The 13,435-nt window shown below is 68.7% G+C and carries 17 protein-coding genes; 8 read left to right on the plus strand and 9 right to left on the minus strand.

The window, feature by feature from the left end; all coding sequences use genetic code 11:
- The first annotated feature begins 10 nt into the window (after window positions 1-10).
- Window positions 11-775: an ion transporter gene (locus tag ACWDSJ_RS05340; protein ID WP_450029350.1), complete on the plus strand. Its 765-nt coding sequence runs from the start codon at window positions 11-13 to the stop codon at window positions 773-775.
- A 16-nt stretch (window positions 776-791) separates the two neighbouring features.
- Here the strand turns inward: ACWDSJ_RS05340 and ACWDSJ_RS05345 are convergent, their stop codons facing one another.
- Together ACWDSJ_RS05345 and ACWDSJ_RS05350 are read right to left on the minus strand one after the other, a co-directional pair.
- On the minus strand, window positions 792-2,003 hold the full coding sequence (locus ACWDSJ_RS05345; RefSeq protein ID WP_450029352.1) for a low temperature requirement protein A: 1,212 nt from the start codon (window positions 2,001-2,003) through the stop codon (window positions 792-794).
- A gap of 20 nt (window positions 2,004-2,023) precedes the next feature.
- On the minus strand, window positions 2,024-2,479 hold the full coding sequence (locus tag ACWDSJ_RS05350; RefSeq protein ID WP_450029354.1) for an SRPBCC family protein: 456 nt from the start codon (window positions 2,477-2,479) through the stop codon (window positions 2,024-2,026).
- A 209-nt stretch (window positions 2,480-2,688) separates the two neighbouring features.
- On the opposite strand from ACWDSJ_RS05350, the gene ACWDSJ_RS05355 reads away from it, so the two are divergent.
- Window positions 2,689-3,264 carry a dihydrofolate reductase family protein gene (locus ACWDSJ_RS05355; protein ID WP_450029356.1) on the plus strand — a complete coding sequence of 192 codons (576 nt, stop codon included), beginning with the start codon at window positions 2,689-2,691 and terminating at the stop codon, window positions 3,262-3,264.
- 3 nt (window positions 3,265-3,267) lie between these two features.
- Here the strand turns inward: ACWDSJ_RS05355 and ACWDSJ_RS05360 are convergent, their stop codons facing one another.
- Both ACWDSJ_RS05360 and ACWDSJ_RS05365 read right to left on the minus strand, forming a co-directional pair.
- Window positions 3,268-3,681 (minus strand): YjbQ family protein, encoded by a 414-nt coding sequence (locus ACWDSJ_RS05360; RefSeq protein ID WP_387359031.1) that lies wholly within the window; start codon window positions 3,679-3,681, stop codon window positions 3,268-3,270.
- 18 nt (window positions 3,682-3,699) lie between these two features.
- Entirely contained in the window at window positions 3,700-4,161 is a 462-nt protein-coding gene (locus tag ACWDSJ_RS05365; RefSeq protein ID WP_450029358.1) for a MarR family winged helix-turn-helix transcriptional regulator, read from the minus strand.
- Between the two features lie 89 nt (window positions 4,162-4,250).
- Here ACWDSJ_RS05365 and ACWDSJ_RS05370 point away from each other — a divergent pair, with 89 nt between their 5' ends.
- From ACWDSJ_RS05370 to ACWDSJ_RS05380, 3 genes are all read left to right on the plus strand, one after another.
- Entirely contained in the window at window positions 4,251-4,697 is a 447-nt protein-coding gene (locus tag ACWDSJ_RS05370) for an SgcJ/EcaC family oxidoreductase (protein WP_450029360.1), read from the plus strand.
- A 99-nt stretch (window positions 4,698-4,796) separates the two neighbouring features.
- Window positions 4,797-6,062 carry an aspartate kinase gene (locus tag ACWDSJ_RS05375; RefSeq protein ID WP_387359037.1) on the plus strand — a complete coding sequence of 422 codons (1,266 nt, stop codon included), beginning with the start codon at window positions 4,797-4,799 and terminating at the stop codon, window positions 6,060-6,062.
- A gap of 2 nt (window positions 6,063-6,064) precedes the next feature.
- Window positions 6,065-7,099, plus strand: coding sequence for an aspartate-semialdehyde dehydrogenase (locus ACWDSJ_RS05380; protein ID WP_450029362.1), 1,035 nt, complete (start codon window positions 6,065-6,067; stop codon window positions 7,097-7,099).
- Between the two features lie 3 nt (window positions 7,100-7,102).
- On the opposite strand, the gene ACWDSJ_RS05385 is transcribed toward ACWDSJ_RS05380, so the two are convergent.
- Complete coding sequence (locus tag ACWDSJ_RS05385) at window positions 7,103-7,660, minus strand: TetR/AcrR family transcriptional regulator (RefSeq protein ID WP_450029364.1); 558 nt, start codon at window positions 7,658-7,660, stop codon at window positions 7,103-7,105.
- Between the two features lie 97 nt (window positions 7,661-7,757).
- On the opposite strand from ACWDSJ_RS05385, the gene ACWDSJ_RS05390 reads away from it, so the two are divergent.
- Window positions 7,758-8,162, plus strand: a complete 405-nt coding sequence (locus ACWDSJ_RS05390; protein WP_450029366.1) for a nuclear transport factor 2 family protein — start codon at window positions 7,758-7,760, stop codon at window positions 8,160-8,162.
- Window position 8,163: 1 nt separating this feature from the next.
- On the opposite strand, the gene ACWDSJ_RS05395 is transcribed toward ACWDSJ_RS05390, so the two are convergent.
- A complete protein-coding gene (locus ACWDSJ_RS05395; RefSeq protein WP_450029368.1) occupies window positions 8,164-9,513 on the minus strand; it encodes a serine hydrolase domain-containing protein in 1,350 nt (449 codons plus the stop codon).
- A gap of 141 nt (window positions 9,514-9,654) precedes the next feature.
- Here ACWDSJ_RS05395 and ACWDSJ_RS05400 point away from each other — a divergent pair, with 141 nt between their 5' ends.
- Window positions 9,655-10,089 carry a Fur family transcriptional regulator gene (locus tag ACWDSJ_RS05400; RefSeq protein WP_450029370.1) on the plus strand — a complete coding sequence of 145 codons (435 nt, stop codon included), beginning with the start codon at window positions 9,655-9,657 and terminating at the stop codon, window positions 10,087-10,089.
- On the opposite strand, the gene ACWDSJ_RS05405 is transcribed toward ACWDSJ_RS05400, so the two are convergent.
- The gene (locus ACWDSJ_RS05405; RefSeq protein WP_450029372.1) at window positions 10,086-10,676 is read right to left on the minus strand and encodes a TetR/AcrR family transcriptional regulator; all 591 of its coding nucleotides are present in this window, start codon (window positions 10,674-10,676) and stop codon (window positions 10,086-10,088) included. The two genes, ACWDSJ_RS05400 and ACWDSJ_RS05405, sit on opposite strands and share 4 nt — an antisense overlap.
- Window positions 10,677-10,753: 77 nt before the next feature.
- On the opposite strand from ACWDSJ_RS05405, the gene ACWDSJ_RS05410 reads away from it, so the two are divergent.
- Window positions 10,754-11,476, plus strand: a complete 723-nt coding sequence (locus tag ACWDSJ_RS05410) for an SDR family oxidoreductase (RefSeq protein WP_450029374.1) — start codon at window positions 10,754-10,756, stop codon at window positions 11,474-11,476.
- Window positions 11,477-11,540: 64 nt separating this feature from the next.
- Here ACWDSJ_RS05410 and ACWDSJ_RS05415 read toward each other — a convergent pair whose 3' ends face one another.
- Complete coding sequence (locus tag ACWDSJ_RS05415; protein ID WP_450029376.1) at window positions 11,541-12,272, minus strand: TetR/AcrR family transcriptional regulator; 732 nt, start codon at window positions 12,270-12,272, stop codon at window positions 11,541-11,543.
- 364 nt (window positions 12,273-12,636) lie between these two features.
- The gene (locus ACWDSJ_RS05420; protein WP_450029378.1) at window positions 12,637-13,281 is read right to left on the minus strand and encodes a LutC/YkgG family protein; all 645 of its coding nucleotides are present in this window, start codon (window positions 13,279-13,281) and stop codon (window positions 12,637-12,639) included.
- Window positions 13,282-13,435: the final 154 nt, after the last annotated feature.

The raw sequence follows: 13,435 nt of genomic DNA on the forward strand, positions 1-13,435 counted from the left end.
GCTCGCGACGATGGACGTCGAGGAGTATCCGCGCAAACCGCCCGCGCTGTGGACCGAGTTCGTGATGCTCGCGCTGGCCGTGGCGTCGGTGGCGCTGCTGGTGTGGATCACGTTCTTCCTCGTGCCCGCCGGGGCCGAGCACTGGATCGTGGCCGCCGACTACGCGATCTGCGCGGTGTTCGCCATCGAGTTCGCGTGGCGCTGGCGGCGCGCGGACTGGTCGTGGACGTTCCCGTTCGTCTACTGGTACGAGGTGCTGGGCATGATCCCGGTCACCAGCCCGTTCTTCCGCGGCTTCCGGCTGCTGCGCGTGGTGGTGATCGCGGTCCGGCTGGCCCGCGCGGCCGATCGCGCGTTCGGTGACCGGGTGACCGCGGCGCTGGTGAACCGGTTCGTGGGCACCATCGTCGAGGCCGTCAAGCGGCCGGTGACGATGGCGGTGCTCGAGGAGGTCGCGCAGGTGCTGCGCACCGGCCAGTACACCCGCAACATCGCGCTCGCGCTGGAGGAGAACCGCGACGAACTCGACGCCATGATCGTCGAACTGATCAAGAACGATCCGCAGATCGGCCGGGTGCGCTACCTGCCCTTCCACGAGGACGTCATCCGCGGCATCGCCAACACCAGCTTCCGCATCCTGTTCCAGGCCCTCGGCGATCCGCGCATCGACGAACTCATCGGAGATGTGTTGCGGGAGAACGTGAATCAGATGCGGATCGCGGTGCGCGAGGGTCTCGAGGTGCCGGAGACGGTGGACCACAAGGCGATTCGCTGAGCTCGGTGCCCCGTGCTCAGTGCTCGGTGCCGTGCCGGATCTCCGCGCGCGGTTCGGCGTAGCGCACGACCTCCCACGCGATGAGCGCCGCGAGCACCCCGAACAGCACCGCGAGCGCGGCCATCGCGGGCAGATGCGCGGCGAGCGGCACCAGCGCGATCAGCACGACGGCGGTGAGCACCCGCGGCCACAGCACCACCCCGGTGGCGTAGTGCCGGAAGCCGATCAGCGCGATCAGGTACAGCACCACGCCGCCGTACAGCGCGAACAGCGGTATGCCGGTGAGCCGATCGCGCAGGGTGTGTTCGGCCGCGCCGCCGAGGTAGCTCTCCACCTTCTTCAGGCCCAGCGAGAGCGCGATGATGCCGACCACCATCGGGAAGTGCCAGTAGGTGTAGCAGTTGCGCGCGATGCGCACGCGCCGCTCGCCGTGCGCCTGTTCCATCGCGTGCTCCACCACGGCCGCGCCGACATCGAAGTACGCCCACCACAGCAGCGCCGAAACACCAAGGGCCAGAAGCGATCCCACCGTGATGGGCCAGGAGATCGGCAGTCCGGCCACGCCCACCCCGATCGAGACGATGGATTCGCCCAGCGCGACGATCACGATGAGGCCGTGCCGCTCGGCGAAATGGGCGACGGAGTTGACCCGCCATTCGTTGCCCGCGAACATCGTCCAGAGCATGTCGCCCGCGATGGCCGCGAGCCACCACCAGATCTGCGCGCTGCCGTGGTTCACGGCCGCGACGATCAACAGCACGGTCCCGATCGTGATCGAGCCGATCGACCAGCGCGTGACCTGGCGGCGCAGTTGCTCGTCATGGCTACTGGCACACCAGAACACGTACAGGTGCACCAGCCGGATCACCAGGTAACCGATCGCGAACACCAGCGGCGCGTACCACCCGCCCGGAAAGTCGTGGAACGCTTCGGGAATCGCGAGCGCCATGATCAGCGCCGCGCCCATGGCCGCGAACATCGCTACCCGCGCGATGCCCTCGTCGGCCTTGATCACATTGCCCAGCCAGGCGTAGGCGATCCACACCCACCACATGACCGCCAGGACCAGCAGGGCCCGCAGCATGTTCGGCGCGGTGGTCTCGTGCGCGGCGAGATCGGTCACCTGCGTGAAGGCGAACACCAGCACGAGATCGAAGAACAGCTCGAGTTGGGTCACCGAGGAGTTCTCGGTGACGGCCTGCATGCGGCCCCGTCGGACACCCGTCATGGGGACATCGTGGCAGGCGATCAGCTCACTTCGTAGTTCTCGAAGCGAAATTTCTCGATGAACTCGATGAGGTTCTGCACGGCCTCGTCGTTGACCCGGTTGAGCGTCCGCTTCATCAGCAGGCCCGGCACCGGGATCGGCAACTGCACCTCGGTGTGGTACCAGACCTCGGTGCCCTCGGCCACTTCCTCGATCTCGAACCAGCCCTTACCGCCGCCGCCGATGCCGCTCTCGACCACCTCCCAGGCGATCCGGTCCTCGGCGCAGTCGTATTCGATGACCTGGCGGTCGTGGTTGTTCATCGGCGTCACCGTCGCGTAGACCCGCTTGGGCCGGCCGAACTCGTCGCGCGTCGCCACCCGCACGTCGTTGTGCCACGGTGACCATTCCGGAATCCGCTCCACCGCGAGCAATGCCTCCAGCACCTGCTCCGGATGGACCTCGACGAGAAATCGGTGGTCGGTCTTCGTGCGCATTGCCTGTGCCCTCCACCCCCCGTACTGGTACGGCCCGATTGTCTCCGTGGTCACAGCCGCCCGTCAACCATGTGGTCTGTTTCACACGTGTCGCTCACAGGGTTCCGGGGCGGGTTTTGTGTGCGCTGCCAGGGCCTTGACACCACTTCAGATGTAGTACTATATTCTGATCACTACATTCGGAGTACAACGGCCAAGGCGGTAACTACATGCGAAAACTCGTCTACTACGTGGGTGTCTCGCTGGACGGATACATCGCCGGGCCCGCGGGCGAATTCGACTTCTTCCCGGTGGCGGAGGACGTGACCGCGTGGATCGCCACCGACTACCCCGAAACGATTCCCGCGCACCTGCGCCCGCATCTGGGGATGGCTGTGGACACTCCGAACACGCGGTGGGACACGCTGATCATGGGTCGCGGCACCTACGAGCCGGGACTCGCGATCGGGGTGGCCAGCCCGTATCCGCATCTGAAGCAGTACGTCGTGTCGACCACGCTGCCCGAGGTCGAGGATCCGGCGGTCGAGATCGTCCGCGAGAATCCGGTCGCGCTGGTGCGGCGACTCAAAGCCGAAGAGGGCCGCGATATCTGGCTGTGCGGCGGCGGAACGCTCGCCGGGGTGCTCGCCGACGAGATCGACGAGCTGATCCTCAAGACCTATCCGGTGCTCGCGGGTACGGGTGTGCCCGTCCTCGCGGGCGCGTTCCACCCGACGCGGTTCACCCCGACCGCCAGGCGCGAATTCGCCAGTGGCGCACAGGTGAGCTGGTACACCCGCGCCTGAGCGTCAGCCCGCGAGGAACGACAACCGGACCTCGCGGACCGGGTTGTCCACATTGAGGTCGACCATCGCCACCGATTGCCAGGTGCCCAGGGCCATTTCGCCGCGCAGCACCGGCACGGTGGCGTAGGGCGCGATCAGCGCGGGCATGACATGGCTGCGCCCGTGCCCGCGCGAGCCGTGCGCATGCCGCCAGCGATCGTCGGCGGGCAGCAGATCCCGCAACGCCGCCAGCAGATCGTCGTCGCTGCCCGCGCCCAGTTCGATCAGCGCCACCCCGGCGGTCGCGTGCGGCACGAACACGTGCAGCAGGCCGTCCCGCCCCGCGGCCACCTCCCCGAGGAAGCGCGCGCACTCGCCGGTGAGGTCGCGCACGACCTCGTCCCGGCCGGTCTTCACCTCGACAACGGTGCTCTCCATATCCGAGTCCTTCCCGAATCACGCACCCGTACGCAGCAGCGCCGCCACCCGCTGCGATGTCTCGTGCAGGCGATCGAAGACGTCCAGGATCAATTCCAGCTGCTCGACCGTGTAGTCGCCCAGCAGTTTCCCGAACTCGCGGGCCAGCGGCTCGTAGTGCGCGCCGATCTCGGCGACCCGATCCTCGGCGAGGGTCACGATGACGCGGCGGCGGTCCGCGTGGTCGTGTTCGCGGCGGACGAAGCCCGCGGCCAGCAGCCGGTCGATCATGCGCGTCACCGCGCCGGTGGTCAGGCCGGTGCGGGCGGCCAGCTCGCCGGGCGTCGCGGAACCGTTGAGCCGCAACAGGTTCAGACAGCGCAGGTCGGTCACGTGCAGGCCCAGTTTGTCGGCCACGGCCTGATGCATCATCACCGCGTCCGTCGCGTTGCGCTGCGCCGCCACCGTGAGCCGCTCGCCCAGTTCCGCCTTCGTCGTCATGCTTGACAGCATAGCCGCTTTGGCTCAGTATCTTACTCAATCAACTATTTCTTGACGCAGTTGATGTGTCGATCAGAGAAAGGCCCACCATGACCACCCAGCAGCTCGCCGACGAAACCGCGATCCGCACCCTGTTCGACGACCTGAATCGTGCCTGGGCCGACGGCGACGCGGCCGCCTTCGCGGCCTGCTTCACCGCCGACGCCGACTACGTGACCTTCTTCGGCCCGCACTACCGCCGCCGCGCCGATATCGAGGAGATGCACCGCCCGGTGTTCGAGAAGTGGCAGAAGGGCTCGCGGCTGGACGGCGAGATCACCTCGCTGCGCTTCGTGACCCCGGATGTCGCGCTCGTGCACGGCAAGGGCGCGGTGGTGAAGGGACGCGGGCGGCGCAACCGGTTCAACACCAAGGTGAACCTCTTCGTGGCCGTGCGCGAGGACGGGGAATGGCGGTTCACGGCCTTCCACAACACCAAGCAGAACTGGTTGCTCACCGCGCTGACCACCCGTCATGCCCCCGCGCCGGTTTCTTGAGCCCGGTCACAGTCGGAGGTGGGCCGGAAACGGGTAGACATCGATCGGTACCCTTAGTTGCTGGTAACAGCCAGCTCGTCGATCTTGGAGGACCCTGTCGTGGCTCTCGTCGTTCAGAAGTACGGAGGATCCTCGCTCGAATCCGCCGAGCGAATCCGTCGCGTCGCTGAACGGATCGTGGAGACGAAGAAGCAGGGGCACGACGTCGTCGTCGTGTGCTCCGCCATGGGTGACACCACCGACGAACTGCTGGATCTCGCCCAGCAGGTGGCGCCCGCCCCGCCCGCCCGGGAACTGGACATGCTGCTCACCGCGGGCGAGCGCATCTCGAACTCGTTGGTGGCCATGGCCATTCACTCACTCGGCGCGGAGGCCCGGTCGTTCACCGGCTCGCAGGCCGGGGTGATCACGACCGAGGCGCACGGCAACGCGCGCATCATCGACGTCACCCCCTCGCGGGTGCGGCAGGCCCTCGACCAGGGCACGGTCGTGCTCGTCGCCGGTTTCCAGGGCGTCTCGCAGGACAGCAAGAACGTGACCACGCTGGGCCGCGGCGGTTCCGACACCACCGCCGTCGCGCTGGCCGCGGCGCTCGAGGCCGACGTCTGCGAGATCTACACCGACGTGGACGGCGTCTTCACCGCCGACCCGCGGATCGTCCCGGACGCGCAGAAGCTCGACCAGGTCTCCTTCGAGGAGATGCTGGAGATGGCGGCCTGCGGGTCCAAGGTGCTCATGCTGCGTTGTGTGGAGTACGCCCGCCGCTACAACGTGCCCGTGCATGTGCGCTCCTCGTACACCGACAAACAGGGCACCTATGTCTACGGATCGATGGAGGACATCCCCTTGGAGAAAGCAATCCTCACCGGCGTCGCGCACGACCGCAGCGAGGCCAAGGTGACCGTGGTGGGCCTGCCGGACGAGCCGGGCTACGCCGCCAAGGTGTTCCGGGCCATCGCCGACGCCGAGATCAACATCGACATGGTGCTCCAGAACATCTCCAAGGTGGAGACCGGCAAGACCGACATCACCTTCACCCTGCCCAAGACCGACGGTCCCAAGGCGGTGGAGTTCCTCACCAAGCGGCAGACCGAGATCGGCTTCTCCCAGGTGCTGTTCGACGACCACATCGGCAAGGTGTCGCTGGTGGGCGCGGGCATGAAGAGTCATCCCGGCGTCACCGCCACCTTCTGTGAGGCGCTGGCCGAGGCCGGGGTCAACATCGATCTCATCTCCACCTCCGAGATCCGAATCTCCGTGCTGGTCAAGGACACCGAACTGGACGAGGCGGTGCAGGTGCTGCACAAGGCGTTCGATCTCGGTGGCGACGAGGTGGCGGTCGTGCACGCCGGAACGGGGCGTTGATCATGGGAGTGCGCGTAGGAGTCGTGGGCGCGACCGGACAGGTCGGCGCCGTCATGCGAAAACTGTTGGCGGAGCGGGACTTTCCCGCCGACGAGGTGCGTTTCTTCGCCTCGGCGCGTTCGGCGGGCAAGACCCTGCCGTGGCGCGGCGGGGAGGTTGTGGTCGAGGACGCCGAGACCGCCGATCCCAGCGGACTGGATATCGCGCTGTTCTCGGCCGGGGCCACCATGTCCCGGGTGCAGGCGCCGCGGTTCGCCGCCGCCGGTGTCACCGTGATCGACAACTCCTCGGCGTTCCGCAAGGATCCCGAGGTGCCGCTGATCGTCTCCGAGGTGAATCCGGAGCAGGCGCGGAATCTGCCCAAGGGCATCATCGCCAATCCGAACTGCACCACCATGGCCGCCATGCCGGTGCTCAAGCCGCTGCACGACGAGGCCGGGCTGCACCGCCTGATCGTGTCCAGCTACCAAGCGGTTTCGGGCAGCGGTCTGGCCGGTGTCGAGGAACTCGCGGGCCAGATCCGCGCGGTCGCCCCCGAGATGGAGAAGCTGACCCACGACGGTTCCGCGGCCGAGTTCCCGGCTCCGAACAAGTACGTGGCCCCGATCGCCTTCAATGTGCTGCCGCTGGCCGGTTCGCTGGTCGACGACGGCTCCGGCGAGACCGACGAGGACCAGAAGCTCCGCAACGAGAGCCGCAAGATCCTCGGCCTGCCCGATCTGCTGGTGAGCGGAACCTGCGTGCGCGTCCCGGTCTTCACCGGTCACTCGCTGTCGATCAACGCCGAATTCTCCCGCCCGCTGTCGGTCGAGCGCGCCCGCGCGATCCTCGCCGACGCTCCCGGCGTGAAACTCACCGACGTGCCCACCCCGCTGGCCGCCGCCGGTATCGACGAATCCCTCGTCGGCCGCATCCGCCACGACCCGGGCGTCCCCGAGGGCCGCGGCCTGGCCCTGTTCGTCTCCGGTGACAACCTGCGCAAGGGCGCGGCGCTCAACACCATTCAGATCGCCGAGGTGCTGCTCCGCCGGAGCTGAGGCTCAGCGGGGGCGCATGCCGTCGAAGACGATGGCGAACGTGTGGCGGCGTTCGTCATCGGTGATCTCCGGGGAATGGGTGGCGAGGAAGACGCCCCGGATGATCCGCTTGAGATCGGTCGGGCGCAGGTCCGCGCGGATCGCGCCGTCGTCCTGGGCGCGGCGCAGCAGGCCATCGATCTCGTCCCACAATTGCTGTGTGGGAGCGGAACATTCGACGGTGTCGTGGCTGCCCAGGGCCTCGGCGAGGTCGCGTTTGAGGCCGCCCTCGGCGACCATGCGCTCCAGGAAGGCGAAGAAGGCCGGGCCGGGTTCGGCGGCGCGCGCCGCCTCCCGGGCGAAGTCGATCATGCGCTCGAGATTGTCCACGATCGCCGCGTGGAACAGCGCCTCCTTCGTCGGGAAGTGCCGATAGACCGTGCCGGGGCCGACCCCGGCGCGGCGCGCGATCTCGTCCAACGGAACCGAAATGCCCTCGGCCGCAAAGGCTTCCCGCGCCGCGTTCAACACCCGCTCGCGATTGCGGCGGGCGTCGGCGCGCAGGGGACGTGTCTCGGTCACGGCGCGAGTCTACCGAGTCGGGCCATTGACAAGCGGGGCGATCGTTCCGGAAGATAAGCGGGGCGTTAATTCCGTTTATTGTCGAAACGAGGTTGCCATGGTCGAGACCCCACGCGAACTGGTCGAGAAGCTGCTCCGGGTACTGCCCGCCCGCGACGCCGACGCCTTCGCCGCGCTGTTCGCGCCGGACGCGGTGTTCGAGATCCCGTTCACCGTCCCCGGCCTGCCCGAACGGCTCGCGGGCCGCGAGGCCGTCCGCGACCATCTGCGGCGGCGGTGGGCGGGCACGAGCGGAATCGAGGTGCACGGCATCGACTTTCAGCTGCACGAGTGCGCCGACCCGGAACTGTTCGTCACCGAGATCGATGTGGACATGACCCGTCCGGGCGCCGAGCGGGCGCGAATTCGTACCTCCGTCAATGTGATCCGGATTCGCGACGGCGCGATCGTGCTGTTCCGCGACTACATGAACACCGCCCTGCTGGCCGGACTCGACGCCTGACTCAGCGGATGCCCGGCGTGCGCGGATCGGGCCCCAGGCACACCACGACGAAACAGCCGGGCGGCGCGTCGGTGAAGGGCGCGGCGAGCGGAGTCTGCAAGCAGGACAACACATTACAGCCCGGATAGGCGGCCGGGCCGAGCCCGAACACCGACGCGGCGATATCGGGATCGATGTAGTCGCCCGGATTCAGCTCGATCGCCTGCTCCACGTACGGCCCGGGGTCGAGGACCGGCGGCCGTTGCATGGCGGCCACCAATCGGCGGAAGAACTCCCAGGACAATTCGTCGGTGGTCTGCAACACCCCGGACACGCCCCGCCCCGTGCGATTGCCGAACACGCCCGTCCACACCACGGTCAGATCCCACTCCGGCACCACGAACACGTTCTGCAACCCCAGTCCCGACATGAGATACGTGTCGCGCGGCAGGAACGCGGGCATCTCCACGCATCCGGCGCCGACCCAGAACAGATAGCCGTAACAGGGATTGGCCGCCGAGGGCCGCCGCGCCGCGCGCAGGAACTCGCTCGACACCACCCGCCGATCGCCCCAGCGCCCGTCGTCGGTCACCAGCAGGCCCAGCCGCGCCAGATCGTTCGGCGGGATCAGCAGGTGGGCGTAGCCGTAGGTGTGCCCGGAACGGTCGCGGGCCCAGTAGTAGTCGCCGCGCGCGATGCCCAGCGGATCGAACAACTCGCGCTGCGCGAAGCGCTGGAACGGCTCGCCGACCGCGAGTTCGATCACATAGGTCAACAGGTCCACATTGCGCTGGCTGTAGGTGAATTCGGTGCCGGGCGGATTGTCGAACGGCGTGCCCAGCGCCTGCACCGCGCTGTTGGGATCGATCGGGACGACCGCGGTCAGCCCCTCGGTCAGCGCGCCGATCCGCAGTCCGGAGGTCTCGGTGAGCAGGTTCTCCACCGTGATCGCGCGGTGGGCCGGGTCGCCGAGCCCGGGCGGCAGGTACCGATCGATCGGGGTGTCCAGGTCGAGCAGCCCACGGTCCCAGGCGATTCCGGCGACGAGCGCGACGACGCTCTTGGTCACGCTCCACACGTTCCAGGCGGTGTCGCCGGTGGCGGCGTTGCTCGGGCCCTCGCCCACCAGGCAGTTGTGCCGGAACACTTGCACATTGAGCCGATTGCGCTCGCCGGTGAACGCCAGCGCGGCGGCCAGCCGGTCGGCGTCGAATCCGGCGGCCTCCGGTGTCGCGCGGGCGAACTGCCGTCCGGCCGGGACCGCGCACCGGATCTCGTCGCCCGACTCGGCCCATCCGGGGGCGGCCACGAAGACGCCCGCCAGCAGTGCGGCGACGACCATGCCCGAAATCCACGCGCGGATGCGGCCCATGCCGGGAGGCTAACGCGCCGGGCGACACGCGGTGGCCAACACGCCAGTGTCGCAATGGAATCGAGAGCGTTCCCGCCGATCAGCGAAACATAACTATCGGTCTTTTCTTGTCTTGTTCCAGAAAAGCTGGACACTGGAGTCATGCACACCGACCCCTTCGATCCGCGTGCGCGCCTGCGCGAGGCCGGGCTGCGCGTCACCGCGCCGCGCGTCGCGGTCCTGGATGCCGTGGTGGCCCAGCCGCATTCCGACGCCGATCGGGTGGCGGCCGCGGTCCGCGAGCGTCTCGGCACGGTGTCCACCCAGGCCGTCTACGACGTGTTGCGCGCCTGTGTGCACGCCGGTCTGCTGCGGCGGATCGAACCCGCCGGATCCGCCGCGCTCTACGAGGCGCGCACCGGCGACAATCACCACCACCTGGTGTGCCGGCAATGCGGCACGGTCGTGGACGTCGACTGCGCCGTGGGTCACGCCCCCTGTCTCGATCCGTCGGACGCGCACGGGTTCGTGATCGACGAGGCCGAGGTCGTCTATTGGGGTCTGTGCGCGAACTGCCGTCGCGTCGACCGATCTTAGGAGCCGGGCGCCAGCGTGGCCGCCAACCGCGCCGCCGTTGCCTCGTCCAAAGGGGCGTGCCCGAGCAGGAACCGATACCAGAACACGCCGTAGACCTGGTCGACCACCAAGTCCACATCGGTGTCCGATGCCAGTTCGCCCCGCTCCACCCCGCGAATCACGATGCGCCGCAACGCCGCTCGCCGGGTCAGGGCGAACTGCCGCAGCAACTCGGCGGTGTGCGGATCGTCCGCCGCCTCGCGCACCAGGGTCCGCAGCGCCGAGGCGGTCGAATTCTCTTGCGCCCCAGTGAAAGTCGCCGCGATCATGGCCGTGAGATCGCCGCGCAGCGAACCGGTGTCCGGTCGCGGGACCGATTCGTCGGCGCGTTCGAGCATGGCCGCCAGCAGGACCGCGCCCTTGGAGGGCCACCACCGGTAGATCGTCTGCTTGCCGACCCCGGCCGCGCGCGCGATGGCGTCGATGGTGATCGGGGCCCCGTCGGCGGCGGCGAGCAGTTCCACGGCGGCGCTCAGAATCGCCTGCCGCACCGCCTCGTTGCGGCGGCGCCCCGTGTGCGGGCGCGGCGGGCGGCTCGGGGATGCCATGGGAATACCGTACCGCCGTCTCCGGTTGTCGAGACTGTCAGTCTTGACAACAGATCTCGAGCAGAAGAGAGCAGCAGATGAACGCTCCGCACGTCGTCGTCATGGGTGGTAGTTCCGGGATCGGCGAGGCGACGGCCGCGGCCTTCGCCGCCGACGGGGCCGAGGTCACGGTCACCGGACGCGACCAGGCCAAGCTCGACGCAGCCGTCGCCCGGATCGGCGGCGCGACCACCGGCTTCCGGATGGACGCGAGCGACCGTGCCGACATCGACCGGTTCTTCGCCGCGTGCGGCCCGATCGATCACCTCGTCGTCGCGGTCAGCGGCGCGGCGGGCAGCGGTCCGTTCGCGGAGCTGGATCTCGACGACCTCGCCGCGGGTTTCGAGGCCAAGTTCTGGGCGCAGCTGCGGGTGGTGAAAGCCGCACTGCCGCATCTGGTTCCGGCCGGTTCGATCACCCTGGTGACCGCGGCCTCGGCGCACGCGGCGTTCCCGGGCACGGCCGGACTGGCCGCGATCAACGGCGCGCTGCACGCGCTGGTGCCGCCGCTCGCGGTGGAACTCGCGCCGCTGCGGGTGAACGCGGTCGCGCCCGGTGTCATCGATACGCCGTGGTGGGACCGGGTGCCCGCGGAGCGGCGGGAGGCGCTGTTCGACGGGTTGGCCGCCACCACACCCGTCGGCCGGGTCGGCCGGCCCGAGGAGGTCGCGAGCGCGATCCGCGCGCTGGCCGGGAACGGATTCGTCACCGGGGTGGTGCTCGACGTCACGGGGGGAGCGAACCTGCCCACCGGGCGCTGAGCGATCTCGGCGAGCGCCGGCACTCGGTCGGGATGCTCGGGCTCGATGACGTTGCGCCGCTTGCTCATCCGGGCAGGCGGCGCAGCTCCAGGGCGTCGAGGACGATGCCGAGTTCGGTGTCGAAGTGGGCGTCGCGGGTGCGGGCCGGATCGGCGTCGTGGTGGTCGGTGTAGCGGCGGTGGATGCGGGGATACGGGCTCGAGGCCGCGCGGGCGGCGGAACGCAAGCGCCGCAACCACTCCGGTTCGGCCAGGCCGCTGTGGGCGAGGGTGGTGAGCATGGCGGCCTCGGTGGAGGTCGCGCCGATGACGTAGCCGAGCAGGACGTTCGCGCCGCGATCGGCGGACTCCTCGTCGAAGCCCGCCGACTCCAGGATCGTCAACAGGGCTTCCGACAGGCGCATCATATTGGGGCCCAGGTGACTCAGGCCCGCGGTGCTCAGCACGCCGGTGATCCACGGGTGGCGCAGCAGCACGGCCCGGATGTCGCGGCCGAGCCGCAGCAGCGCGGGCCGCCAGCGCTGCGGGGGTGCGGCGGGAAGCCGGATCTCGCCGAAGGTTTCGTCGACGACGAGTTCGAGCAGTTCGTCCTTGTTCGCGACGTGGGTGTAGAGGGAGGTGGCCCCGGCGTTGAGTTTGGTGCCGAGGCGACGCATGCTCAACGCCTCGAAACCCTCCGTGTCCAGGAGTTCGATCGCCTCGGCCACGATCTGTTCGCGGCTCAGCACGGGTGTGTCACGGCGGGGGCGCTGCGGGCGGGTCCAGACCGATGGGATCCCTCGCGCGTTCGCGGCCATCGCGGTCTCTCCTCTCCTGTCCGAGCCAGCATAGTGGCATTCGCACATATGTTCGCCCGCACGGATTCGCGTGCGGGACCGGAGAGGTTAGGCCGCTTTCAGAGCATGCCCCACCAGTACAACAGGCAGGCCAATACGAAGACGACCACGGTTTCCATCGTCGCTCCCAATCTCCTTGGCGCACTTGTCCACCATCATTCCTCGAGATGGCGCGAAACGCTCAGGACCATGATCACAACGTGGCAACGGACAACGGTCCGGACGTGCCCGCCACCCCTCGCGAACGGGCACATCCGTACGAGAGCACGATGCCGCCCGGGGCTTGGTTCGGGCTTAAGAAGCGCTTGCAGTCGCGCCGCGTCGCCTACTCGACGATGACCACCACGAGGTGGCGCGGGCCGTGGCCGGCCGCGGCGATCGAGACCAACTCGTCCTCGTCGGGCGCCGCCGCGGGTCCGCGGAACCAGGTGATCGGGCGGCGGGAGTCGAGTTTGTCGAGGACGTCGGGCAGCGCGGGTTCGATCTGATCGGCCCGCACCACGCAGATGTGACAGCCGGGGGCCAGCAGCGACGCGCGGCCCTGGCCCGGCCCGCCGTCCAGCACGATGGTCGCGGGCTCGACGACCGCGCCCGCGCAGCCGGTCACCACGGCGTCGGGCGTCTCGGTCGACACGAGCGGATGGTCGGGCACGACCCGGTGACGGTCGGTGTCCGCCCAGACGGTCAGCCACTCCAGCGGCAGGCCCTCGGGGGCGACGACCGAACCGATGTCGTGGGTGGTGAGCGCCTCGGTCACGGCGTCGGCGATCTCGCTGTCGGAGATCCGAACCACTTGCGCGCCATCGTTTTTCACGCGTTCGGCGAACATGTCGACGAGTTCGGCGCGGGCGGCCGGATCCAGATCGGGCGTGTGACGGCGGTGGCGGCCCAGGGTGACCGTGCGCTCGTCGTCGGGCAGGGCCTTGAGGGCGTCGGCGACCCGGCGCAGCATCTGCTCCCGATCGGTCATTTTCGCTTCTCGCCCGGAATGCCCGAGGTTTCGTCCCACCGGCGAGAACTTCGACTCGATTGCACCGGCAGCCTCACGAAAACCTCCAGATCCAGCCGGGTCGGCCTGGTCCCTTGTGCCGATCCCCGGTCCAGGGTAACGGGAGGAACCGGGC

Source organism: Nocardia sp. NPDC003482, from assembly GCF_053588115.1.